At 38.4% G+C, this 24603-nt stretch carries 18 protein-coding genes and 1 pseudogene; 10 read left to right on the top strand and 9 right to left on the bottom strand.

The features are described 5' to 3' along the window. Positions 1–96 precede the first annotated feature (96 nt). Positions 97–2665, bottom strand: a pseudogene (rne, locus tag CKV78_RS10115) (ribonuclease E); the annotation flags it as partial. Between the two features lie 425 nt (positions 2666–3090). Here rne and rluC point away from each other — a divergent pair. Both rluC and cobB read left to right on the top strand, forming a co-directional pair. Next, positions 3091–4056: a 23S rRNA pseudouridine(955/2504/2580) synthase RluC gene (rluC, locus tag CKV78_RS10110; protein WP_032855656.1), complete on the top strand. Its 966-nt coding sequence runs from the start codon at positions 3091–3093 to the stop codon at positions 4054–4056. Positions 4057–4142: 86 nt separating this feature from the next. After that, positions 4143–4847: a Sir2 family NAD+-dependent deacetylase gene (gene cobB, locus CKV78_RS10105; RefSeq protein WP_005764866.1), complete on the top strand. Its 705-nt coding sequence runs from the start codon at positions 4143–4145 to the stop codon at positions 4845–4847. 63 nt (positions 4848–4910) lie between these two features. On the opposite strand, the gene brnQ is transcribed toward cobB, so the two are convergent. Beyond that, positions 4911–6215, bottom strand: coding sequence for a branched-chain amino acid transport system II carrier protein (gene brnQ / locus CKV78_RS10100; RefSeq protein ID WP_005764865.1), 1305 nt, complete (start codon positions 6213–6215; stop codon positions 4911–4913). Between the two features lie 323 nt (positions 6216–6538). On the opposite strand from brnQ, the gene pyrG reads away from it, so the two are divergent. Further along, on the top strand, positions 6539–8167 hold the full coding sequence (gene pyrG / locus CKV78_RS10095) for a glutamine hydrolyzing CTP synthase (RefSeq protein ID WP_005764863.1): 1629 nt from the start codon (positions 6539–6541) through the stop codon (positions 8165–8167). Between the two features lie 220 nt (positions 8168–8387). After that, a complete protein-coding gene (eno, locus tag CKV78_RS10090) occupies positions 8388–9689 on the top strand; it encodes a phosphopyruvate hydratase (RefSeq protein WP_005764861.1) in 1302 nt (433 codons plus the stop codon). Positions 9690–10379: 690 nt separating this feature from the next. Here eno and cysK read toward each other — a convergent pair. Further along, on the bottom strand, positions 10380–11330 hold the full coding sequence (cysK, locus tag CKV78_RS10085; protein ID WP_005764860.1) for a cysteine synthase A: 951 nt from the start codon (positions 11328–11330) through the stop codon (positions 10380–10382). A 97-nt stretch (positions 11331–11427) separates the two neighbouring features. After that, the gene (gene cysZ, locus CKV78_RS10080) at positions 11428–12234 is read right to left on the bottom strand and encodes a sulfate transporter CysZ (protein WP_005764858.1); all 807 of its coding nucleotides are present in this window, start codon (positions 12232–12234) and stop codon (positions 11428–11430) included. Positions 12235–12373: 139 nt separating this feature from the next. Here cysZ and zipA point away from each other — a divergent pair, with 139 nt between their 5' ends. Beyond that, positions 12374–13417: a cell division protein ZipA gene (gene zipA, locus CKV78_RS10075; RefSeq protein ID WP_005764855.1), complete on the top strand. Its 1044-nt coding sequence runs from the start codon at positions 12374–12376 to the stop codon at positions 13415–13417. A gap of 62 nt (positions 13418–13479) precedes the next feature. On the opposite strand, the gene plsY is transcribed toward zipA, so the two are convergent. Then, positions 13480–14082 (bottom strand): glycerol-3-phosphate 1-O-acyltransferase PlsY, encoded by a 603-nt coding sequence (gene plsY / locus CKV78_RS10070; protein WP_032855655.1) that lies wholly within the window; start codon positions 14080–14082, stop codon positions 13480–13482. Positions 14083–14185: 103 nt separating this feature from the next. On the opposite strand from plsY, the gene folB reads away from it, so the two are divergent. Next, positions 14186–14542: a dihydroneopterin aldolase gene (gene folB, locus CKV78_RS10065; protein WP_005764851.1), complete on the top strand. Its 357-nt coding sequence runs from the start codon at positions 14186–14188 to the stop codon at positions 14540–14542. Between the two features lie 70 nt (positions 14543–14612). Here folB and CKV78_RS10060 read toward each other — a convergent pair whose 3' ends face one another. The 4 genes from CKV78_RS10060 to dapF all read right to left on the bottom strand — a co-directional run bounded on the left by CKV78_RS10060 (position 14613) and on the right by dapF (position 17850). After that, the gene (locus CKV78_RS10060; RefSeq protein ID WP_005764849.1) at positions 14613–15326 is read right to left on the bottom strand and encodes an HAD-IA family hydrolase; all 714 of its coding nucleotides are present in this window, start codon (positions 15324–15326) and stop codon (positions 14613–14615) included. A 9-nt stretch (positions 15327–15335) separates the two neighbouring features. Then, on the bottom strand, positions 15336–16226 hold the full coding sequence (xerC, locus tag CKV78_RS10055) for a tyrosine recombinase XerC (RefSeq protein WP_005764848.1): 891 nt from the start codon (positions 16224–16226) through the stop codon (positions 15336–15338). A 23-nt stretch (positions 16227–16249) separates the two neighbouring features. After that, on the bottom strand, positions 16250–16939 hold the full coding sequence (locus tag CKV78_RS10050; protein ID WP_005764847.1) for a DUF484 family protein: 690 nt from the start codon (positions 16937–16939) through the stop codon (positions 16250–16252). Between the two features lie 86 nt (positions 16940–17025). Then, a complete protein-coding gene (gene dapF / locus CKV78_RS10045; protein ID WP_032855654.1) occupies positions 17026–17850 on the bottom strand; it encodes a diaminopimelate epimerase in 825 nt (274 codons plus the stop codon). Between the two features lie 276 nt (positions 17851–18126). Here dapF and clpB point away from each other — a divergent pair, with 276 nt between their 5' ends. The 4 genes from clpB to CKV78_RS10025 all read left to right on the top strand — a co-directional run bounded on the left by clpB (position 18127) and on the right by CKV78_RS10025 (position 24458). After that, positions 18127–20694, top strand: coding sequence for an ATP-dependent chaperone ClpB (gene clpB / locus CKV78_RS10040; protein WP_005764843.1), 2568 nt, complete (start codon positions 18127–18129; stop codon positions 20692–20694). A gap of 155 nt (positions 20695–20849) precedes the next feature. Beyond that, positions 20850–21224, top strand: coding sequence for a thioredoxin family protein (locus tag CKV78_RS10035; protein WP_005764841.1), 375 nt, complete (start codon positions 20850–20852; stop codon positions 21222–21224). A 19-nt stretch (positions 21225–21243) separates the two neighbouring features. Next, entirely contained in the window at positions 21244–21972 is a 729-nt protein-coding gene (locus CKV78_RS10030) for a cytochrome c biogenesis CcdA family protein (RefSeq protein WP_032855653.1), read from the top strand. Positions 21973–22847: 875 nt separating this feature from the next. Further along, the gene (locus CKV78_RS10025) at positions 22848–24458 is read left to right on the top strand and encodes an ABC transporter substrate-binding protein (protein WP_005764835.1); all 1611 of its coding nucleotides are present in this window, start codon (positions 22848–22850) and stop codon (positions 24456–24458) included. The last annotated feature ends 145 nt before the right edge of the window (positions 24459–24603 follow it).

The following is a 24603-nucleotide window of genomic DNA, read 5'->3' as shown; positions in this document are numbered from 1 at the left end:
TAGAAACAACTTGAGATTCATTGCTTCCTACATCGACATCAGCTTCTAACTCAACCACTTGCTTCGTTACCTCTATAGTTTCAACCAAAAGTTGCTCTGCATTTAAACGCTCAAGAGAGGCTTGGACCTTTTTCTCCACAGACTCGTTTGCAGGTTGTGTCATAAATGGATTAAATGGTTTAGTACCTTTTTCCATTTCATTAATCACGATATCTATTGCAGGCGTTGTTGCAATAATATCTTTTGGTTGCTCTTGCTGTTCAAGTAACTCATCTACTGACAAGAATTGTTGAGTTTCTTTCAAGCTCACTACATTATTGTAATCAATGCACACTTTACCACTTGCTAGTTCTGGTGAAGCTACCGCTGCAAATAATGGCATAGGTGATTTCTGTTCAGTTTGATTACGACGACGACGTTGGTTGCTTACGCGTAAATGACGTGGCAAACGGCGACGATTATCACGGCGTTTTTCATTTTCACCTTCTTCAACGGCTACAATAACCTCATCCAGAATCACTTCTCCTGGCATTTCTATTACATTTTGCTCAATAGGACTATCAACAACCCCTACAACTGCTTTTTCTTCTGTTAAAGCCGGTTTTTCTTCTACTACTCCATCTGTGATACGCACTTTCTTTCGTAAATCTCGACGTTGACGACGTTGTGTCACTTGTTCAGTTTTTTCAGTTTCAACTACATCAACTTGTTGTGTTTCTACAATTGCTGAAGTGTCAACTATATTTTCTACAACATTTGCTTTACGATTACGTTTACGATCTGATTTCGACGGACGAGCAACAACTTCTTCTTCGTTACGTTTTAGTGTATTTTCACGTTCCACATTTTCTGAGCGAGAGCGACGATTATTCCGACGTTCTTGGTTACGGCGATTGCGGTTGTTCCGGTTACGAGGATTTTTCGATTTTTCCTCTTCAGCTGGTTTGCTTGCAAACAATGCTTTAATTTTTGCCACAATGCGAGCTAATAAAGACGGCTTGCTCTCCACTTTTTTCTCTGGCACTGGTGCAGGCGTTGGAATTGAAATAGAAACAGCTGCACTTTCTAACACACTTTCAGTAGTCACTGCTGCAGCCTCAATATTACGTGATACTAAAGATTCTTCAGGCACGAAATGATCATCTTGCTCTTGGTGAAGTTTCACTAAGTTATAACTTAATTCATTCACCTCTTCGCCATCACGTACACGGAACACGCTGAAATGTGGTGTTTCCATTGCTTCATTTGGCACTACAATCACATCCACATCGTGACGTTTTTCAATGTTATTGATTGCACGACGTTTTTCATTCAATAAGTAAGATGCGATTTCCACAGGCACAATTGTATGTACTTGTTTAGTATTTTCTTTTAATGCCTCTTCTTCGATTAAGCGTAAAATCGATAATGAAAGCGATTCATTATCTCGAATTTTTCCTGTACCTTGACAGCGTGGGCAGACGTGATGAGAAGACTCCCCTAATGATGGGCTTAAACGCTGACGCGACATTTCTAATAAGCCAAAGCGAGAAATACGACTAATTTGAATACGTGCACGATCTTGACGAACCGCATCACGAATACGGTTTTCAACTTCACGTTGGTGACGAACTGGCGTCATATCAATAAAGTCGATAACTATCAAACCACCTAAGTCACGTAAACGTAATTGACGTGCAATTTCATCTGCGGCTTCTAAATTGGTGTTTAATGCGGTTTCTTCGATATCTCCGCCACGTGTTGAACGAGATGAGTTAATATCAATCGCTGTTAATGCTTCAGTCACATCGATAACAATTGAACCACCTGATGGTAAACGCACCTCACGTTGGAATGCAGATTCAATTTGCGATTCAATTTGATAGTGACTGAAAAGAGGTACTTCACCTTGGTAAAGTTTTACACGGTTAATGAAATCAGGACGCACTAACTTGATATGTGCTTTTGCCTTTTCATACACCTTCTGGCTATCAATTAAGATTTCACCAATATCACGACGTAGATAATCACGAATTGCACGCACGATCACATCACTTTCTTGGTGAATTAAAAATGGGGCTGGGCGGCTTTGCGAAGCTTGTTTAATCGCCTCCCAATGGTGTAGCAACACTTTTAAGTCCCATTGTAATTCTTCAGGGGATTTACCCACACCAGCAGTACGAACAATTAATCCGACACCATCTGGTACTTCCAAAGAACTCAATGCATCTTTTAACTCTAGACGCTCATCACCCTCAATACGACGTGAAATGCCTCCTGCTCTTGGATTATTTGGCATAATCACCAAATAACTTCCTGCTAAAGAAACAAAAGTTGTCAATGCAGCACCTTTGTTTCCACGCTCTTCCTTGTTCACTTGAACGATAACTTCTTGTCCTTCGCTCAAAATATCACGAATATTTGGACGACCTTGATAAACATAGTCATCTGGGAAATACTCACGTGCAATTTCTTTTAATGGTAAGAAACCATGGCGTTCTGCACCATAGTCAACAAACGCAGCTTCAAGACTTGGTTCAACGCGAGTAATACGGCCTTTGTAAATGTTTGCTTTTTTTTGCTCATGTCCTGGACTTTCAATATCCAAGTCAAATAAACGTTGCCCATCAACAAGTGCAACGCGCAACTCTTCTTTTTGAGTTGCATTGATTAACATTCTTTTCATTATTTGTACTCTATTTTTTATTCTGATTTTAATTAAAAATGACCGCACTTTTGTCTTAGTAATCGACCTCGTGTCTGTCGCAGAATGTCTGTCTCTCGACTGTCATCTGCTGGGTGCATTGATCACTTTACTAAAGAAAATAAATTGATCTTTAGCAAAACAAAATCGGATATAGAAAATGATTTTGCAAGCCATACGCCATTTTTAATCTTTAATTTTAAAAATCGTTGATTTATTAATGTCTTATGCCACTTGCTGCATTATGTACGCTCAACGATAGCGCTCCATTTTTAAGTCAATTTAATGACATAAAAATACGTCTTATTATGGACTTATCACTCTCATTTATCAAGGTAATTTTAATCATCCAAGGCTTTCTAAAATATGGTATGATCAGTGTAATTTTAATGAGAAAGAATATTCAAATGAGCAATAAAAAAGACGAAAAAATCATCAATCAAAGCGTAAAAATGCTCACAATTAGTGAAGAAGAAGCGGGGCAACGCATTGATAACTATTTATTAGCTAAACTTAAAGGTGTGCCAAAAAGTTTAATTTACCGCATTTTGCGTAAAGGCGAAGTACGTGTAAACAAAGGTCGTATCAAACCAGAATATAAATTACAAGCTAGCGATATTGTACGTGTGCCACCTGTGCGTGTGTCTGAGAAAGAACAAGCACCTGTTTCCACAAAATTAAACAAAGTCAATCAGTTAGAAAACCAGATTTTATTTGAAGACGATTGTTTATTAGTACTTAACAAGCCTTCTGGAATCGCAGTTCATGGTGGCAGTGGATTGAATTTTGGTGTGATTGAAGCCTTACGTGCGCTTCGCCCAGAAGCCCGTTTTCTTGAATTAGTACATCGTTTAGACCGAGATACTTCAGGCATTTTATTAGTTGCCAAAAAGCGTTCTGCTCTACGCAATTTGCACGAGCAATTACGTGAAAAAACAGTGCAAAAAGACTATTTGGCTTTGGTGCGTGGGCAGTGGCAGTCGCACTGTAAAGTGGTTAAAGCACCATTATTGAAAAATGAACTCTCCAGCGGTGAACGTATTGTACGAGTGAGCGAACAAGGCAAACCCTCTGAAACTCGCTTCTCTATTGAAGAACGTTATGAAAATGCGACTTTAGTAAAAGCCTCTCCAGTCACTGGACGTACCCATCAAATTCGTGTGCATACGCAATATGCAGGTCACCCCATTGCGTTTGATGATAAATACGGCGATAAACAATTTGATGAGCAAATGAGTGAAATTGGCTTAAAACGCTTATTTCTTCATGCCTTTTCCATTCGTTTTGAACACCCAAAATCTGGGGAAACGCTACGTATCAATGCCCCACTTGATGATGAAATGAAAGGTATTTTGAAGAAATTACGTGAATAAAAGTAAGCTGTTTTTCTCAAATGATCGACTGATAACTTAGCATTTAAGCCTGTTAGTTAAGTCATTTATTCATAGGGAGATAGAAAATGTCAAAACAACCAAAAATTGTTGTACTAACAGGCGCAGGGATTTCTGCAGAATCAGGCATTAGAACGTTCCGCGCCTCTGATGGTTTATGGGAAAACCATCGTGTTGAAGATGTTGCAACACCTGAAGGTTTTGCACGCGATCCGAAATTAGTTCAGCGTTTTTATAATGAACGTCGTAAACAATTATTTTCTGATGATGTGAGACCGAATGCCGCGCATATTGCTTTGGCGGAACTCGAGAAAAAGATCGGCAATAATCTCCTAGTTGTAACACAAAATGTCGATAATTTACACGAGCGTGCAGGCTCAAAAAATATTATCCATATGCACGGTGAATTGTTAAAAGTGCGCTGCATGAAATCTGGTCAAATTTATGATTGGCAAGAAGACATCACCGAGCAAAACAAGTGCCAATGTTGTGCAACGCCTCAAACTTTAAGACCGCATATTGTGTGGTTTGGAGAAATTCCGTTAGAAATGGAAAAAATTCAGACCGCACTTTCTGAGTGTGATTATTTTATTTCAATTGGTACCTCAGGCAATGTCTACCCTGCTGCAGGCTTTGTGCGAGAAGCATTATTTTATGGTGCGTATACCGTAGAGCTAAATTTAGAACCAAGTCAAGTGCGGTCAAATTTTGCAGAATTTCATTATGGTAAAGCGAGCGAAGTTGTACCGAATTACTTAAAACAATTTCTGTAAAACTGTATAGCAGGCAAGAAAAAGGTCTAGCAATATGCTAGACCTTTTTGTTATGGAAGCGAATTATTTCGCACACGAAGCCTTACAAGGTACTACTTTTGCGATAATGAAGCCAACGATACAACCTAAAATCGCTACAGGTAACCATTCCATAGATTGTGCTTTAAGTGGTAAACCTGAAACAAGTTCTGAACCCATTACTGAAAGGATTGACACGATAGTCACTAAAACAAGAGGAAGTCCTTTCGCTAATTTTGGTAATGGCATAGCTAAGTTGACTAATAACAATAACATTGCTGTCATTGAAATTGGGTAAAGTACTAATAATACAGGAACTGATTTACTAATTACTGCGTTTAAGCCTTGGTTTGCTAAACCAAAACCAATTAATGTGAATAAAATCGCATAGTTACGGTAAGAAATCGCAGGAAAAATACTGTTGAAGTAAGATGATGTTGCAACAACTAAGCCAATCGCAGTGGTTAAACACGCAAGTGTCACTATTAAACCAAGTAAGCTACGACCCAATTCGCCAAATGATTGTGCAGTTGCTTCATTTAAGATAAACACACCTAAATTTTGACCTTTCGCACTCACATCTGCAAGAGTTTCTGCTGTTAATAGCATATTGTTTCCAATCCAACCGATTGCGATATAAATAAACGCAAGCGCAAGTGCCGCAACGATACTTGCTAAAGTCGCCTGTTTGATGAAGCTACTACTCTTATCACTTTTCGAGCGAATTGCATTCATTACTACAACTGAGAAAGCAAATGATGCTAATACGTCCATTGTTTGGTAACCTTCGATAAAGCCAGTGATTAATGGGTTTTGCATTGTATCTAAGGTATTTTCGTGCTCACCGCCAAGTAAAATACTTGCCATACGTACAACAAGGGCAATAATTGCCACTAAAAGTGCTGGTGTTAAGATTGCCCCAATGCGGTCCACCATTTTTGTTGGGTTTAAACTTACCCATAAAGTGATACCGAAATAAATGAGGGTGAAAATAAATAATGCAACAGTGTCTGTACCGCCAATAAATGGGATCACCGCCATATCAAATGCCGTTGCCGCAGTACGTGGAATCGCGAAGAATGGTCCAATGGTTAAGTAAATTGCACCAAGCAATAAAATAGAAATCCACGGGTGAATATCTTCTAGTGCTTTTTTATAGCCACCTTCATAGCGTGTTGCTACTAAAATACCTAATAGCGGTAACCCCACACCCGTTGCCACAAAACCAATAATCGCTGGCCAGAAACCGACACCACTTTCAAAACCTAGCTTAGGAGGGAAAATCAAGTTCCCCGCCCCGAAAAAGATGGCGAATAACATAAAGCCAACCACAAATGTGTTTTTGTTCATATAAAACCTCAAGTTAAAAAGAAAATATAAATAATGCTCTTTAATATATAAGAAAATAGAAAAACGCAACATTCTACTATATAAATAAGGGATTACCTATAAATGCGTGATAAAAAATGCACAATTATTGGATAAAATTCAAAATCACCTGTTAAATTCAGGGCTAAATTAGAATAATGTTAAAGCAAAGCAGAAAGAGGGACTTTACGAGAAAACCTTGCACAACGATTGAGTTAATCTTCCCTTTGCTGTAAACTACTCTCCCGTCTTGATTATTCATTCAATCCAATAATCCTTTTTTCATATCAATAGTTAGGTTTCATATGGCTACAAATTATATTTTTGTAACGGGCGGTGTTGTATCTTCCCTAGGTAAAGGTATTGCTGCGGCATCATTAGCGGCGATCTTAGAAGCTCGTGGTTTAAAAGTAACAATGTTAAAACTGGATCCTTATATTAACGTCGATCCAGGCACAATGAGCCCAACTCAACACGGTGAAGTGTTTGTAACCCAAGACGGGGCAGAAACGGATTTAGATTTAGGTCACTACGAACGTTTCATTCGCACTAAAATGACAAAACGTAATAACTTCACAACAGGTAAAATCTATTCTGAAGTCTTACGTAAAGAACGTCGTGGCGACTATTTAGGTGCGACCATTCAAGTTATTCCACACATTACTAACGAAATCAAATCGCGTGTGATTGATGGTGCAGCAGGTCACGATGTCGCTATCGTTGAAGTCGGCGGTACAGTAGGTGATATCGAATCCCTTCCATTCTTAGAGGCACTTCGCCAATTAGCAGTGCAAGTGGGGCGTGAACGCACGATTTTTATGCACTTAACGTTAGTGCCATATATTCCAACTGCTGGCGAAGTGAAAACTAAACCAACCCAACATTCTGTAAAAGAATTATTATCTATTGGTATTCAACCAGATGTATTAGTGTGCCGTTCAGATCGTATGATCCCGCCAAATGAGCGTGCGAAAATTGCCTTATTCTGTAACGTGCCAGAAAGGGCCGTTATTTCATTAAAAGATGTGAGCTCTATTTACCAAATTCCAGCCTTATTAAAATCACAAGGTTTAGATGAGTTCATTTGCCAACGTTTCCACTTAGACTGCCCCGAAGCCGATCTCTCAGAGTGGGAACAAGTGTTATACCAAGAAGCAAACCCAACTGGCGATGTCACTATTGGTATGGTAGGGAAATACACCGAATTACCAGATGCCTATAAATCGGTGAATGAAGCATTAAAACACGCAGGCTTAAAAAACCGCTTAAACGTAACGATCAAATATATTGACTCACAAGATGTAGAAACGAAAGGCACATGCGTGTTACAAGGTGTGGACGGTATTTTAGTTCCTGGTGGATTCGGGAATCGTGGCGTAGAAGGCAAAATTTTGACTGCACAATATGCACGTGAAAACAATGTACCTTATCTAGGTATCTGTTTGGGTATGCAAGTTGCCTACATCGAATATGCACGTAACGTCGCTGGCTTAAAAAATGCAAACTCAACAGAATTTGAGCGTGCTTGTGAATATCCAGTTGTAGGGTTAATCACCGAATGGCAAGATGCAGAAGGTAACATTGAAACCCGTACTGATGAATCAGATTTAGGTGGCACAATGCGTTTAGGCGCACAACAATGCCATTTAATCGAAGGCAGTAAAGCACGTGAGCTTTATGGTGCGGAAACCATCGAAGAACGTCATCGCCACCGTTACGAAGTAAACAACGTATTACGCCCACAAGTAGAAAAAGCTGGCTTAAAAATCACTGGATTATCAGCAGATAAAAAATTAGTGGAAATCATTGAAGTACCAAACCACCCTTGGTTTGTAGCCTGTCAATTCCACCCAGAATTTACATCAACCCCACGTGATGGTCACCCATTATTTACAGGTTTTGTTAAAGCAGCAAAAGAAAATCAGAAAAAATAATTCATAACCCCACATTTGTGGGGTTTATTTTATCCTAAATACGTTGCCTAAACAAAAATCATTGAAAATAAAGTGCGGTTGATTTTTTAATATTTTTATCTCTAAAAAAACTAGATATAAATCAATTAATCCGCATTTTCCAGAAGACAAACAATATGAATTATTTTAAGATACAAAACATTCGTTTTAGTTTAATTTTCATTTAAAGAGGAAAACAAAAATGGCAAAAATCGTTAAAGTTATCGGCCGTGAAATCATCGACTCTCGTGGTAACCCAACTGTTGAAGCTGAAGTGCATTTAGAAGGTGGCTTCGTAGGTTTAGCTGCAGCTCCATCAGGCGCATCAACAGGTTCACGCGAAGCGTTAGAATTACGTGACGGTGACAAAGCACGTTTCTTAGGCAAAGGTGTATTAAAAGCTGTTTCAGCAGTGAACAACGAAATCGCACAAGCTATCGTAGGTAAAGATGCATCAAACCAAGCTGAAATCGACCAAATTATGATCGACTTAGATGGTACAGATAATAAATCTAAATTCGGTGCAAACGCAATCTTAGCAGTATCTTTAGCAAACGCAAAAGCAGCAGCCGCATCTAAAGGTTTACCTCTTTACGCACACATCGCAGAATTAAACGGTACTCCAGGTCAATATTCTATGCCATTACCAATGATGAATATCATCAACGGTGGTGAGCACGCTGACAACAACGTGGATATCCAAGAATTTATGATTCAACCAGTTGGTGCAAAAACTTTACGTGAAGCATTACGTATCGGTGCTGAAGTATTCCACAACCTTGCTAAAGTATTAAAAGGGAAAGGCTTAAGCACAGCAGTTGGCGATGAAGGTGGTTTTGCCCCTAATCTTGAATCAAATGCTGCTGCACTTGCTTGTATCAAAGAAGCAGTTGAAAAAGCAGGTTATGTATTAGGTAAAGATGTAACTTTAGCGATGGACTGTGCATCATCTGAGTTCTACAACAAAGAAAACGGTATGTATGAAATGAAAGGTGAAGGTAAATCATTCACTTCTCAAGAGTTCACTCACTACTTAGAAGGTTTATGTAAAGAATACCCAATCGTATCTATTGAAGATGGTCAAGATGAATCAGACTGGGAAGGTTTCGCATACCAAACTAAAGTTTTAGGTGACAAAGTACAATTAGTGGGTGATGACTTATTCGTAACTAACACCAAAATCTTAAAAGAAGGTATCGAAAAAGGTATCGCGAACTCTATCTTAATCAAATTCAACCAAATCGGTTCATTAACTGAAACTTTAGCAGCAATCAAAATGGCTAAAGATGCTGGTTACACAGCAGTAATTTCACACCGCTCTGGTGAAACTGAAGATGCGACAATCGCAGACTTAGCAGTAGGTACAGCAGCAGGTCAAATCAAAACTGGTTCTATGAGCCGTTCTGACCGTATCGCGAAATACAACCAATTAATCCGTATCGAAGAAGCATTAGGTGACAAAGCACCATTCTTAGGTTTAAAAGCGGTTAAAGGTCAAGCATAATTCGCTGATAAAATCGTAAAAAATAACACCGCACTTCTAAAAGTGCGGTGTTTATTATTGTCAATGATTTAAATATATTTACTACTTTAAAACGCATCTCTAATAAGAAACTGTTTATCTCTCATTATTATTTCAGATCAACTGAGCACACAAACTTACCTTTCACTGCTCACTTGCCTTGAACTTTCACGGTAACCTTTTCATTATCGCTTACTCTAAAATAAGCAACTACAAAGCATATTGACCGTTCAAGTGCTTACTAATAACAACTATTGTTTTAACAGGAGCACTACTTTTAATAAGCTGGCACATATTCTGGAATTACAAATCTTACCCTTGAGAATTTCATTACGTAATTGATCATATTGACAGATTTTTCACTAATCGTGATGAACAATTCAGGAATATCATCGGATAGTATTTCACCTCTGACAGTCATTACTGTACATTTTGCAAAAGATTTTTATATAAGTTTTATACAAAAAAATATGTCATTTAAATTAAAAAATGATTTTTCTTAATCAGAACAATATATCATCAAAAATCCTATACCAGTGAAGATGAAAATAAAGTGATAGAAAAGGAAATGAACAAATAAGTAAGGTCACCAAGGAGTTTTATAAAAACATAGAAAAGTGCGGTCAAAATAATATAAATTCTGACCGCACTTTTAAATCATAAGAAAATAAATTAAGCTTCAATACCTTCAAATAGTGCTGTGCTTAAATAACGCTCTGCTGCTGAAGGCAAGATAACAACAATAAGCTTATCTTTAAATTCTGGTAATTGAGCTAAACGCTCTGCGGCTGCTACTGCTGCACCAGAAGAAATTCCCGCTAAAATACCTTCTTCAGCCATTAAACGACGAGCTGTTTCAATAGCTAGCTCGCTGGTGACAGTTTCTACGCGATCAATTAAACTTAAATCAAGATTTTTGGGAATAAAACCCGCACCGATACCTTGGATTTTATGTGGCGCAGGTTTTAACTCTTCACCCATTAGAGTTTGCGAAATCACTGGTGACTCGGCAGGCTCAACCGCCACGGATATAATCGCTTTACCTTGTTCTTGTTTGATATAACGGCTAGTACCGCTAATCGTTCCACCTGTACCAACACCAGCAACCAATACATCAATTTTACCTTCGGTATCACGCCAAATTTCTGGACCTGTTGTTTGTTGATGAATTGCAGGGTTAGCTGGGTTTTCAAATTGCTTTAACATCACATAGTGTTGGGGATTTGAAGCAACAATCTCTTCCGCTTTTGCAATTGCGCCTTTCATTCCTTTCGCACCTTCAGTGAGTACAAGATTTACCCCTAAACCTCGTAATAAACGTTTTCGCTCTGCACTCATTGTTTCTGGCATTGTTAAGGTGATTTTATAACCACGCGCGGCTGCCACATAAGCCAAAGCAATTCCAGTATTACCGCTGGTCGCATCCACAATTTCCTTGCCAGCAGTCAAAATACCATCTTGCTCTGCTTGCCAAACCATATTCGCCCCAATACGGCATTTCACGCTAAAACTAGGGTTACGTCCTTCCACCTTCACTACAATATTGCCATTCTGTCCAAAATGTTTAAGACGCACTAAAGGCGTGTTTCCAATTGAATAAGAATTATCTGCATAAATTGTCATTTTTGTTCCTTACAATAGTTTAACGAAATGCATTTAATATTTAACACAATTCTTTATATCTAAAAAATAAAATTTAATTCTATTTTAGAACAAAAAGTTATTTAATAAATTTATTCTCGGCCCCTTGTATAATCACATCGGAAGTGGACTTATTCTTCTCTAACTTCAAACGATCGCGATAGCTATCCACCCACATTGCAGTCGCACCACAAACTGCAACTGGAATGACAACTAAATTGACCACAGGGACAAAAGTACATAATGCCACCAAACCACCAAAACTAACGCTTAAATTTCTCTTTTGTGCAAGCTCCTGCTTCATTACCCCAAAAGGCACTTTGTGGTTATCAAACGGATAGTCACAATATTGAATAGCCATCATCCACGCACTAAAGAGAAAAGCCACTATGGGGATAATGGTTTGTCCGATTAAAGGTACAAAACCTAGCACAAACAAAAGAATAATGCGTGGTAAGCTATAAAGTAACTTTTGCCATTCACGCCCTAACATTCGTGGAATATCACGTATGAAATCCATCATTCCACCCTCTTCAATGCTTTCTCCCGCTAACATACGCTCGACTTTTTCAGAAAGTAAACCGTTAAATGGTGCGGCAATAAATCCTGAAAGAGTGGTAAAAATAAAATAGAAAAAGACTAAGATCATTAAGATCGCAAGCACCAATAAAATCGCACTTAGCCAACTTAACCAATCTGGTACATAGTTCATCATACTATCGATCAGGCGATCAACTTGGCTAATGAACAACCAAAATAATCCACTCAACAACACAATATTCAATAAAATTGGCATAATCACAAAACGGCGTAAGCCTTTTTGTGTCACTAAATGCCACCCCATCATAAAATAATGAAATGCTTTATATAATTCTGACTGCTGCATAATAAATACCCTATCAAATAGAAAGCGCTAGCATACAAAGTGCGGTAAAAAAAATCAATTTTTAAAGCTTACCGCCTTAGCAAAATATGATAAGCTTAAGACACTTATATTCTATTTATTGTGGCTGGAGGAATAGATAATGAATTTGAATACAATTTTAATTATTTTAGGCATTATCGCCTTGGTTGTTTTAGTTGCACACGGTTTGTGGGCAAATCGTCGCGAAAAATCGCAATATTTTAAAAACTCAAACACATTCACTCGTGATTCACGTTTAAGAGAGCCCCCTCCACAAGTGAGTAATACGCCAACACCTTCGCCTTCAGTCTCTGAGACAGCCACGTTAACTCAACAAGAGTTAGCTCCCAAGCAACACACATTTTCTTTCGATGCTGAACCAGTACAACAAAGTCTAGCCACAGAGCCGCAATTTGATCCTTATACTAATCAACAAAATGTGGAACAAGCGGTAGAAAATATCAAAATCAGCTTACCAAATAGTGCACAATCTAGTTATCAAGCACAAGTTGAGCCGATGCTGCACCCTTCATCTCCAGCATTTACTACTATCGCCGATGTAGAAAACTACGCCAATCAAGAAATGGGCATTGACACTCACTCAGAGGACTTACGCCGCCAATTAGCTGAACTTGCTCAACAAGTGCCTGATATTCAGCTGTCTTCGCTGAAAGAAATACCAACAATAGAAGAAGCATCAGAAAAACAACCTGACGTAAGCACCGTTAACATAACTAATGCCACTAAATCAGAACAACACAATGATGAACAATCACCTTTCATTATGCTTTACGTAGTAGCGCCTGAAAATTACCAATTCCAAGGGGAAAAACTAGCAAAAATCTTAGATGAGCTTGGTTTCTTATTTGGTGAACGCAATATTTACCACCGTCACTCGGATTTAAGTGTAAACAGCCCGATTTTATTCAGTGTAGCAAACATTCAGCAGCCCGGCACCTTTGACTATAATATGAATGACTTCAGTACTATTGGTATTGCTCTCTTTATGCAACTACCTTCTGAAGGTAACGACTTAATGAACTTGCGAATGATGATTCGAGCAGCAAAAAGTATCGCAGAAGACTTAGGCGGTTTTGTGCTTACTGATAAGCAAGAAATCTTTGATGATGCGAGTGAACAAGCGTATTTGAGCCGAGTTAAATAATAAAAATACAAACAAAAAGACCGCACTTTCACGAAGTGCGGTCTTTTTTATTCAATTTATCCTTAATCTTTTTTCTTAAATTTATTCCAAACTTTGTCTTCTTGCCCACGCCATAAACGTTGGATATTGTCGTGATGACGATAAATTAACAAGCAACATACCAATGCGACAGGGAAGGTAAATTCTGGCTTAAACCACCACACATAAAATGGCACTAGCAATGCAGTTACTACCGCACTTAATGATGAATAACCACTCACTAAAAAAATCAACAACCACGAGCCTAACATTGAACCAGCAACGCCCCACGAGATGGGTGCAATTGCGCCAAATGCGGTTGCGACACCTTTACCACCTTTGAATTTGAAAAAGATCGGGAAAATATGTCCTAAGCACGCCCCTAATGCCACCATTCCTAATTCAAAGTGCGTTAAGCCCAAATAATAGCCTAGCCAAACAGGCAACATTCCTTTTAACATATCGAAAATCAATACGCCCAATGCTACCCAACGTCCACCAATACGCAACACATTGGTTGCACCGGGGTTATTCGATCCCGTTGTTCTTGGATCAGGTAAACCTGCTAAACGACATAATAAAATTGCACTGGAAATAGAACCTAGTAAATAGGCAAGGAACATATAGAAAATCGCAAATAGGCTCATTTTTTGTCCTTTGAGGTGGCAGGGATCGAAAATATGTTCGTCTATTGTACATAAAGTTGATAGCATAAGCCTAATGAAATTTCAGATGAGAAGGAATAAATGAATGATTGATCACATTTTTATTGAAGAGCTGACCGTTTTCGCTCAAATTGGTGTTTATGACTGGGAACAACAAATTAAACAAAAATTGGTGTTTGATATTGAAATGGCGTGGGATAGCAGCAAAGCCGCTGAAACTGACGATGTGCAATATTGTTTAAACTATGCGGAAGTGAGCGAATTCATTATTGATTATGTTCAATCAAAACCCTTTTTACTCATTGAACGTGTCGCCTATGAAGTAGCAGATCAATTACAACAACGTTTTGGCATTCAAGCATTACGCTTAAAACTCAGCAAACCAAAAGCTGTTGCACAAGCTAAAAACGTGGGTATTCTTGTGACTCGTGGTAGTTTCTAATTACGAAAAAATCAAACAAAAGGCGCTAAAATATAGCGCCTTACTTATTAAAAATACAATATCACTTAAATTACTTTGCCAACGTTAATAACTGTTTCAAATCCGTAATTTCTAGGGTTGGCATTAGTGTAGCTTCAGGAAAATCACGTAAGGTTTTACCTGATAAATTAATCCAGACCGCTTGGCAATTGGCTTGAAGCGCACCTTGCACATCGGTAATTAAATTATCTCCTACGTGTAAAATCTCTTGTGGTTGTACGCCAAATCGCTGCGCTGTTTGATGAAATAAATCTTGGTGGGGTTTTGCTCTGCCCTGTTCACCACCTCGTAAAACTAAATCAAACTGTGGCAAGCCAATGCGTTGTGGTTCAACGTTGCCGTTAGTAATCGCCACCAGTGGATATTTTGCTTTTAACGCATTCAACACTTGCTGGCTTTGGTTTGGCACATCAATTTTGTGACGCCATTCCACAAATATATCCATCACAGATTGCAAAATTCGTGTAATTTCGACCGCACTTTTTTGATGATGAGCCAAAAGCTGTCGCATGCCCTCTATGCGCCACTCCACGACATCTTCACTCAAAATCGGATTTTGCTCCGCCACTTTATTTTTCCAATCACACCAAATATCAGCAGTGAGATCGTGGAGTTGGCTCTCTTGTTTTAATTGAGCAAGGAAATGCTGTTCTGCCAAGCGGATAACTTCAGTGTTGTCATAAAGTGTATCGTCCAAATCAAAGCTGATCAGTTTAAAAGACTGTAAAGTGCGGTAAAATTTCATTCCGTTTTCCTATTTTTTACGCTTTGCACGTGGGTGGGCAGAATCATAAACATCTGCTAAATGTTGAAAGTTTAAATGAGTATAAATTTGTGTAGTGGATAAATTGCTATGTCCCAATAGCTCTTGCACAGCACGCAGATCCGAACTTGCCTCAAGCATATGAGTTGCAAAAGAATGGCGTAATTTGTGGGGATTCAAATGACTGTTTAAACCTTGTTTAATGCCCCAGACTTCAAGGCGTTTTTGAATGGTACGATGGGTTAAGCGATTACCAAGTTGACTCACAAACAGAGCATCATCTTTTGGATTAAAAAGCAACCGCACTTTGAGCCACTGTTGAATGGCGTGCGAGGCATAACGTCCAAAAGGCACAATTCGCTCTTTATTCCCTTTACCAATCACACGTACTTCACGCACCCGCGTATTAATACTATTTAAGTTAAGCCCTTGTAATTCCGATAAACGCAATCCCGAGCTATAAAGCAATTCCAAAATCGCTCGATCACGAATATCGATAGGTTCTTTGCTGTCATTGGATAATAGTTTTTGTACTTGTTCCGCATCGATATTTTTAGGTAAATGGCGGCCTTGTTTTGGCGCTGAAATGCCTGTCGCAGCATTCACTTTCAGCTCATCTTGCTGGACTAAATAAGTTAAAAAACGGCGCAATGCAGACAAACGCAACGCCAAACTTTTTTCGTGCAATTTATCAGTTTTACTGCTCTCAGCCAGAATAAAACGCACCACACTTGGCGTCACCTCCTGCCAAGAAGTCATGCCATTTTCATTGAGAATTTGCACAATGCGATTAAGTTGGCGTTGATAATTACTCAACGTATGTGGGCTCACTTGCCGTTCAATACGCAGATAATTCCAATATTTCTCAAGTAGTGTTTGCATTCTGATTGCTATCCTTCTTCGCACTATCGTTTAAAATTATCAACCCAACGCCCTAAATGTAGCTCCACAATATCCACTAAATGTTTCAAAAATTCGGTATCTTGCCCATTATGAAAATGTCGCTCATCACGAGCAGAAAACAATAAAAGTGCGGTCGGCTTTTGCCCTGTTTTGCCACCAAGCAGGCAACAAGCCACAGATCCAATCGGAAATTCCTCAGGTAAAAACAACATCGTTTTTTCTTTATGTGTCATCTGCCCAAGATAAAAACGGCGTAAACCAAAACGTTCTAAACGCACAATTTCAAAGGCTTTGCGATCTAACCATACTTCATCACTTAAACTTGTGCGTTTTTCCCATTCATCAGTAAACAATAAAATTTTGGCTTGTTGTAACTCAAATCTTTTCACCCATTGATCTAATTTCTGAATCCCTTCGGCAAGATTATGTGCTTGTGAAAGCTGTTGCTGTAAAGGCAACAAGCCAAGAAAAATATCGCTGTTTTGAATCGCAAGTTGAGTGAATTTTTCTAATTCTGCTTCAAGTTCTTTGATGCGGTGGCGTTGGCGTTCAAGCTGTAATTCAACAAGAGAAAGCGTATTTTCTTGCGAATAATGAAGGTTCAGATAATCAAGCAGTTCTGGATGATCAAGAAAAAAATTAGGATGTTGCGTGAGATAATCTGTTATCTGATCGTGGGTTAAATTTTGCATAGTTTCTATTCACCTGTTTTTCATTTCTTGATTTTACTGTCAGCAGAGTGGCTGACTTTGCTGATACAAAGCAAAGTCACAGAAAACTATAACCTTATAACGCCGTCATACACATGTGTCGCCTCCCCCGTCATAAACAACGGCTTACCAACACCTTCCCATTCAATCGTTAAACTCCCCCCTGGTAAATCAACTTGCACTTTGCTATCCAATAACCCTTGCATAATGCCCACCGCGACTGCCGCACAAGCACCACTTCCACAAGCTTGGGTTTCTCCTGCACCACGTTCATAAACACGTAATTTAATATGACGGCGGTTAATTACTTGCATAAAACCCGCATTCACACGCTCTGGAAAACGCTCATGGCTCTCAAGTAATGGACCTAGTTGTTCAACATTGGCTGTTTTAATATCATCCACTTGCACCACACAATGTGGGTTACCCATTGAAACCACACCACAAAGTACAGTCTGAATATCAGTTCGTAGAATGTAATTTTTTTCAAATTTATTCGCTACAAATGGAATTTTGGCAGGTTCCCAAATTGGTTCCCCCATATTCACCTGTACTTTTTCATTTTCAAGCACATTCAATATCATCTTGCCTATTTGTGTACTGACTGTAATCTCTTTCTTATCAGTCAGCCCTTTTAAAGTCACAAAACGAGCAAAACAACGTGCTCCGTTGCCACATTGAGCCACTTCGCTACCGTCAGCATTGAAAATGCGATAATGAAAATCCTGATCGGGATCGTAAGGTGGTTCAACTACTAACATTTGATCAAAACCAATGCCTCGATGCCGATCTGCAAGACGCTTGATTGTTTCTGGTGAAAAATAAAGGTTTTGCGTAATAGCATCCACCACCACAAAATCATTACCTAAACCGTGCATTTTGGAAAACTGCATTTCCTGTCCTTTCATAAAAACACTGAATGAATGGCATTATAACAGGCAAGAAAAATCAGTAAATCGCTAGAGCGTGATAGTTCTCACAAAAACTTATAAAAAATAACCGCACTTTCTTCACGCTAACTCATTGAAAATTTTGGGGCTCATTGGTACTGATATAAATATATCGCGAGATCGCTCTTGAAAATACCAAAAAGGGGCTTATTTAACCCTTGTAATTCGAGGGGATATTTTGCCAGTCCCTAATCAAATTGAATATATAGGAGAGCAAATATGAATATCGAAAAATTTACGACAAAATTTCAACAGGCAATTGCTGAAGCACAATCTTTAGCTATTGGCAAAGACAATCAATTTATCGAACCTGTCCATTTACTAAGTGCATTATTAAATCAGCAAGACGGTTCAATCGCTCCCATTTTAACCACAAGTGGCGCGAACTTATCTGTATTACGCAATGAATTACAAGTCGCTTTAAACAAGTTACCACAAGTATCTGGCAATGGTGGTAATGTGCAAGTGTCAAACAGCTTAGTCAACACATTAAATCTGTGTGACAAATTAGCACAGCAACGCCAAGATAAATTTATTTCATCTGAATTATTCTTATTAGCGGGATTTGAAGACAAAACCCTCGGTGAGATATTTAAAAAGAGCGGTGTAAAAAAAGAAAATTTACAACAAGCTATCGATAAAGTGCGTGGCGGGCAAAATGTGAACGATCAAAATGCAGAAGAAAACCGCCAAGCGTTAGATAAATATACCATTGATTTAACAGCTCGCGCAGAAAGCGGTAAGCTTGACCCTGTGATTGGACGTGATGAAGAAATCCGCCGTGCTATTCAAGTGTTACAACGCCGAACTAAAAACAACCCTGTATTAATCGGTGAGCCGGGTGTAGGTAAAACAGCGATTGTCGAAGGTTTAGCACAACGTATTGTAAATGGAGAAGTACCTGAAGGCTTAAAAAACAAGCGTGTACTTTCTTTAGATATGGGGGCATTAATTGCCGGTGCGAAATATAGAGGTGAATTTGAAGAGCGCTTAAAAGCAGTTTTAAATGAACTTGCAAAAGAAGAAGGTCGTGTGATTTTATTCATCGACGAAATTCACACAATGGTCGGTGCGGGTAAAACTGATGGAGCAATGGATGCTGGAAATTTACTCAAACCGAGTTTAGCACGTGGGGAATTGCATTGTGTTGGTGCGACAACTTTAGATGAATATCGTCAATATATCGAAAAAGATGCCGCACTTGAGCGTCGTTTCCAAAAAGTGTTCGTTGGTGAACCAACAGTGGAAGATACTATTGCGATCTTGCGTGGTTTGAAAGAACGTTATGAGATCCACCACCACGTACAAATTACTGACCCAGCAATCGTGGCAGCAGCAACACTTTCGCACCGTTATATTTCCGATCGCCAATTGCCAGATAAAGCCATTGACTTGATAGACGAAGCCGCATCAAGTATTCGTATGGAAATTGACTCAAAACCACAGCCATTGGATCGTTTAGAACGCCGTATTATCCAATTAAAATTGGAGCAACAAGCGTTACAAAAAGAAGACGATGATGCAAGCCGTAAGCGTTTAGAAATGCTTGAAAAAGAATTGGGCGAAAAAGAGCGTGAATATGCTGAACTAGAAGATGTTTGGAAAGCAGAAAAAGCCGCACTTTCTGGTACACAACATATTAAAGCAGAATTAGACAATGCAAAAACCCAAATGGAGCAAGCTCGACGTGCTAGCGATTTTGCTAAAATGTCTGAGTTGCAATATGGTGTTATTCCGACTTTGGAAAAACAATTAGCCCAAGCAGAATCAGCAGAAGGCAAAGAAATGACCTTACTCCGCCATCGCGTCACCGATGAAGAAATCGCAGAAGTGCTTTCTCGCGCAACTGGCATCCCTGTCGCAAAAATGATGGAAGGTGAGAAAGAAAAATTATTACGTATGGAGGACGAGTTACATAAACGAGTGATTGGTCAACATGAAGCAATTGAAGCGGTAGCGAATGCTATTCGCCGTAGTCGAGCAGGGTTATCAGATCCTAACCGTCCGATCGGTTCTTTCTTATTCTTAGGACCAACTGGTGTAGGTAAAACGGAATTATGCAAAACCTTGGCAAACTTCTTATTTGACGATGAGAACGCAATGGTACGTATTGATATGTCAGAGTTTATGGAAAAACATAGCGTGTCTCGCTTAGTCGGCGCACCTCCGGGTTATGTTGGCTATGAAGAAGGTGGTTATTTAACAGAGGCTGTACGCCGTCGCCCATACTCGGTGATTTTGCTTGATGAAGTAGAAAAAGCACACCACGATGTGTTCAATATTTTATTACAAGTGTTAGATGATGGACGTTTAACTGATGGTCAAGGTCGCACAGTAGACTTCCGCAATACCGTTGTAATTATGACTTCTAACTTAGGCTCACATTTAATCCAAGAAAACAAAGAAGCGGATTACGATAGTATGAAAGCACTAGTGATGTCTGTGGTAGGACAACATTTCCGCCCAGAATTTATCAACCGAATTGATGAAACAGTAGTATTTCATCCATTAGGTAAAGAAAATATTCGTGCTATTGCAACTATCCAGTTACAACGTTTAATCAAACGTATGGAAAGTCACGGTTACCAATTACACTTTACTGATGCGTGCTTAGATTTTATCGGTGAGGTGGGCTATGACCCAATTTATGGTGCGAGACCATTGAAACGCGCAATTCAACAAGAAATTGAAAACCCACTAGCACAGCAAATTCTATCTGGTAAATTACTTCCTAATCAATTAGTCACTATTGATTATATAGATGGAAAAGTGGTTGCTAATCAATAAATAACGTTCTTAACCATCAAGCCCAATACTTATGTATTGGGCTTTTTTATAAAGTGCGGTCATTTTGATTAAATTTTCTGTAATAATTTGTATAATCTTTCGTCTAAATTAATCGCAATAATCATCAATTTTTTGACACGCTTTAGGAGGATTTTATGAAAAAAATTTTAGTATTCCTTGCAACTTTATTTATATCATTTCAAGCTTTTGCTGTTGACTTTAAACCCTTTGAACAAGCTGCATTTGATTCTGCTATAAAAACCCATAAACCTGTTTTAATCGATGTTTATGCTGATTGGTGCCCAACTTGCAAACGCCAATTAAGAGTACTTGAGCCAATGTTAAAAGAAGAAAAATTTAAAGAGTACACCGTATTTAAAGTAGATTATGACGAGCAAAAAGAGGTATTAAAAAACTTCAAAGTTACACGCCAAAGTACTTTAATTCTATTTAACGAGGGTAAAGAAGTTCGCCGTAGTATTGCAGAAACAAGCGAAGATGGGTTACGCCGTTTCATCACATTACCATAACAAATAAACAGGGAATAATATGGACATTAATATCACAGTTTTAGGATTAAGTTTATTGGCAGGATTGCTCACTACCCTATCCCCTTGTGTCTTACCAATCTTACCTATCGTCGCCTCTTCTGCTATGGCAAAACGTAAAATTGGCTTATTTACGCTAGCTTTGGGTATGGCAATTTCCTTCACTTTCGTAGGAACAGTCATTGCCTCGATTGGCTTGGCTTTAGGCTTAAATAGTGAATATTTACGCTATGCAGCAGCAATCTTGATGCTACTTGTAGCGTTCTGGTTGCTTAGCTCACATCTACAAGAGATTTTCAGTCGATATACATCGGCAATTTCAGGTAAAGGCGAAGCTTGGTTAAGTGGATTTAATCCAGAATCAGCAACTGGGCAATTTTTCGTAGGCTTATTGCTTGGTATCGTTTGGGCTCCTTGTATCGGTCCAACTTTAGGTGCAGCAATTGCACTAGCAAGCCAAGGTGAAGCATTAGCAAGCGTTGCATTAGTGATGGTGATTTTCAGTTTAGGAGCGGTCATCCCATTAATTACGATTGGATTATTGTCTCGCCAATTCTTCCGAGAAAAACGTGAGAAATTAGCTGATGCTGGACAAAAAGGACGTAAAGTTATGGGCTGGAGTTTATTAATTGTTGGATTATTAGTCTTAACTGGTTTTGATAAACAAATTGAAATTTGGTTAGTCCAACTAAGTCCAGAATGGCTGACTGATTTAACGACTAAATTTTGATAAAAATTAACGCACTTTATTAATTAAAAACACATATAAAAAAAGCACTCAAAATATATTGAGTGCTTTTTTCATCAATGTAATAAAAAACTTAAAATATGTAGAATCAAAACGGTGACATACTTATCACCAACTTCCCAAATTCGTCTTATGATGACTGTACAACTTATTCTCATAATAAGACTATACAATAAAAAGATATAAATAATGGTAATCTAACGATGCATTCATATATCTTTTAAAAAATTGACTAAATAATCATAGAATTCCTAAACAACAAACTAATCAAGGCTCTTATTAAGAAAACCCAAATAGCTTTGTTGAGCGTTATTATCTACCAAAATATATTTCACGAAAAGTAATAGAGATTACTTTTACATTTCTTTTCTAAGATTTAATTTAAAAGCTTACATAAGTATACAAAAGATATTAAAAGCTATTTTTAAATATTACCTAATTTTTATATGTTAATTTGTGAGATAAATTGCCTACATTTGAATAAAAGTTGTGATTCTTTATGAAATAAGATAATGGCAATCTTTTCATCAAACTTTCTCTTTTTACAATATTTTCAAAATGTTGTGCTATGCTATAACATGTGATTTTTTCTGTTATAACTGAGCAATACAGGGAAAGAAGCCGCTATAAGAGACTATTTTTATTAAACTGTTGTGATATCGATCACAAATGTGAATTCTCGCTTAGTTGTTCTATTGACCTCATATTATGCAGACGTTACGATATGAATAAATCATTTTTGTTTTAATTTTGATAGCTTCACTTCATTTTTAATGCAAAGCCTTTAAATAAGCCATTATCAACAGCTGATGTTGTAGCTGAAAATAATATATCGTATGAAACATTAGGAGTTTAATATGACAAAACACATCCTTACAAACGATGTCAACAAATTGAGCAATGAATCTCGTCGCCATTTTATGAAAATTGTAGCAGGTATCGGTGCGGGTTTAGCGTTTAGCGGTTCTCTTGGTACATTTACTCCAAACGCACTTGCTACAGCAGCAGGCAAATCAATCGAAGTTGGTATTGCATACCCACTTTCAACAGGTTTTGACCCAATGATCACCACTGGTGCATCTTCAATGGCGGCTAACTTACACATTTTTGAAGGCTTAGTCGATTTACATCCTGCAACACGTAAACCTTACTTAGCACTTGCAGCAAAAGAACCAGAGCAAATTGATGAGACTACTTGGAAAATCACTTTACGTGATGGCGCAGTATTCCACGATGGTTCACCAGTAACTGCTGAAGATGTTGTTTTCTCATTTGAACGTGTAATGGATCCAAAAACTAAATCATTATTCGCAATGTTCGTACCGTTCATTGATAAAGTGAAAGCACTAGACAACAAAACGATTGAATTCAAACTTAAATATCCATTCGCATTATTCACTCAACGTTTAACAATCGTGAAAATCGTTCCTAAACATATCGTTGAGAAAATGGGTCAATCTGCATTTGACGCAAGCCCAGTGGGTTCAGGTCCATTCAAATTTGTTTCTGCGGTTAAAGATGACAAGATCGTATTTGAAGCATTTGATAAATATAACGGCCCATACCCAGCACAAGTTGAAAAAATGTCTTGGTTCTTACTCTCTGATGCTGCGGCACGTGTTACTGCACAAGAATCTAAACGTACTCAAGCAATGGAAAGCGTACCATATATCGACGTTGCTCGCTTAAAAGCGAAAAAGCAAACTGTTGAATCAGTGCAATCTTTCGGCTTGTTATTCTTAATGTTCAACTGCGAACAAGCGCCATTCAACAATCCTAAAGTTCGTCAAGCATTACACTTCGGTTTAAATACTGAAAAATTAATCGATATCGTATTCGATGGTAATGCCAGAGCAGCGACTTCTTATGTACAAGAAACCCACCCTAACTATCACAAAGCATCAACTCAATATGATTATGATGTGAAAAAAGCAGAAGCGCTATTAAAAGAAGCTGGCGTTAAAGAATTAAACTTCGAACTATTAGCAACTGACCACGACTGGGTGAAAGAATCTGCGCCAATCATTTTAGAATCTTGGAACAAGATTCCTGGTGTTAAAGTAACATTACAACACTTACAATCTGGTGCGCTTTATAATAATCACGTTGATAAAGGTAACTACAAAGTAGTTATTGCACCGGGCGACCCATCAGTATTCGGTAATGACTTAGACTTATTATTAAGCTGGTGGTACCGTGGTGATGTATGGCCGAAAAGACGTTTCCGCTGGAGTGAAAGTGCTGAATTTAAACAAATTCAAGAATTACTTGATGTGGCAGCCAAAGCGAAAGATGCAGGTGAAGCACAAATGGCTTGGAATAAAGCAATTGATATCATTGCTGAAAACGTTCCTCTTTACCCAATCGTTCACCGTAAACTTCCTTCAGCTTGGGATAGCAACGCACTTGAGAACTACCAACCATTACCAACAACTGGTGTATCATTCTTAGGCGTTGGTCGTAAATAATTCTCAATAGAGAAATGTGGTACTTCCCCTTACTTCTTCTGTAAGGGGGAGATAAAAACAAAGGTTTAAATAATAACGTTTAACATCTTAGACCTACCGTTACAAAACCTTTCGACTTAACTCTTCATCAAGTCGTTGGAGAATC

The sequence above is a fragment of the Pasteurella dagmatis genome, from assembly GCF_900186835.1.
Lineage (GTDB): Bacteria > Pseudomonadota > Gammaproteobacteria > Enterobacterales > Pasteurellaceae > Pasteurella > Pasteurella dagmatis.
The sequence above is the reverse complement of the archived record's forward strand: the minus strand, read 5'-3'. Positions and strand labels throughout refer to the sequence as shown.

What these genes read in the sequence shown, in the direction of transcription:
- CKV78_RS10050 (WP_005764847.1), bottom strand. Translation starts at nt 16,939, where the DNA reads ATGCAAAATTTAACCCACGATCAGATAACAGATTATCTCACGCAACAT.
- CKV78_RS10025 (WP_005764835.1), top strand. Translation starts at nt 22,848, where the DNA reads ATGACAAAACACATCCTTACAAACGATGTCAACAAATTGAGCAATGAA.
- zipA (WP_005764855.1), top strand. Translation starts at nt 12,374, where the DNA reads ATGAATTTGAATACAATTTTAATTATTTTAGGCATTATCGCCTTGGTT.
- clpB (WP_005764843.1), top strand. Translation starts at nt 18,127, where the DNA reads ATGAATATCGAAAAATTTACGACAAAATTTCAACAGGCAATTGCTGAA.
- folB (WP_005764851.1), top strand. Translation starts at nt 14,186, where the DNA reads ATGATTGATCACATTTTTATTGAAGAGCTGACCGTTTTCGCTCAAATT.
- rluC (WP_032855656.1), top strand. Translation starts at nt 3,091, where the DNA reads ATGAGCAATAAAAAAGACGAAAAAATCATCAATCAAAGCGTAAAAATG.
- brnQ (WP_005764865.1), bottom strand. Translation starts at nt 6,215, where the DNA reads ATGAACAAAAACACATTTGTGGTTGGCTTTATGTTATTCGCCATCTTT.
- pyrG (WP_005764863.1), top strand. Translation starts at nt 6,539, where the DNA reads ATGGCTACAAATTATATTTTTGTAACGGGCGGTGTTGTATCTTCCCTA.
- CKV78_RS10030 (WP_032855653.1), top strand. Translation starts at nt 21,244, where the DNA reads ATGGACATTAATATCACAGTTTTAGGATTAAGTTTATTGGCAGGATTG.
- cysK (WP_005764860.1), bottom strand. Translation starts at nt 11,330, where the DNA reads ATGACAATTTATGCAGATAATTCTTATTCAATTGGAAACACGCCTTTA.
- eno (WP_005764861.1), top strand. Translation starts at nt 8,388, where the DNA reads ATGGCAAAAATCGTTAAAGTTATCGGCCGTGAAATCATCGACTCTCGT.
- CKV78_RS10035 (WP_005764841.1), top strand. Translation starts at nt 20,850, where the DNA reads ATGAAAAAAATTTTAGTATTCCTTGCAACTTTATTTATATCATTTCAA.
- xerC (WP_005764848.1), bottom strand. Translation starts at nt 16,226, where the DNA reads ATGCAAACACTACTTGAGAAATATTGGAATTATCTGCGTATTGAACGG.
- cysZ (WP_005764858.1), bottom strand. Translation starts at nt 12,234, where the DNA reads ATGCAGCAGTCAGAATTATATAAAGCATTTCATTATTTTATGATGGGG.
- dapF (WP_032855654.1), bottom strand. Translation starts at nt 17,850, where the DNA reads ATGCAGTTTTCCAAAATGCACGGTTTAGGTAATGATTTTGTGGTGGTG.
- cobB (WP_005764866.1), top strand. Translation starts at nt 4,143, where the DNA reads ATGTCAAAACAACCAAAAATTGTTGTACTAACAGGCGCAGGGATTTCT.
- plsY (WP_032855655.1), bottom strand. Translation starts at nt 14,082, where the DNA reads ATGAGCCTATTTGCGATTTTCTATATGTTCCTTGCCTATTTACTAGGT.
- CKV78_RS10060 (WP_005764849.1), bottom strand. Translation starts at nt 15,326, where the DNA reads ATGAAATTTTACCGCACTTTACAGTCTTTTAAACTGATCAGCTTTGAT.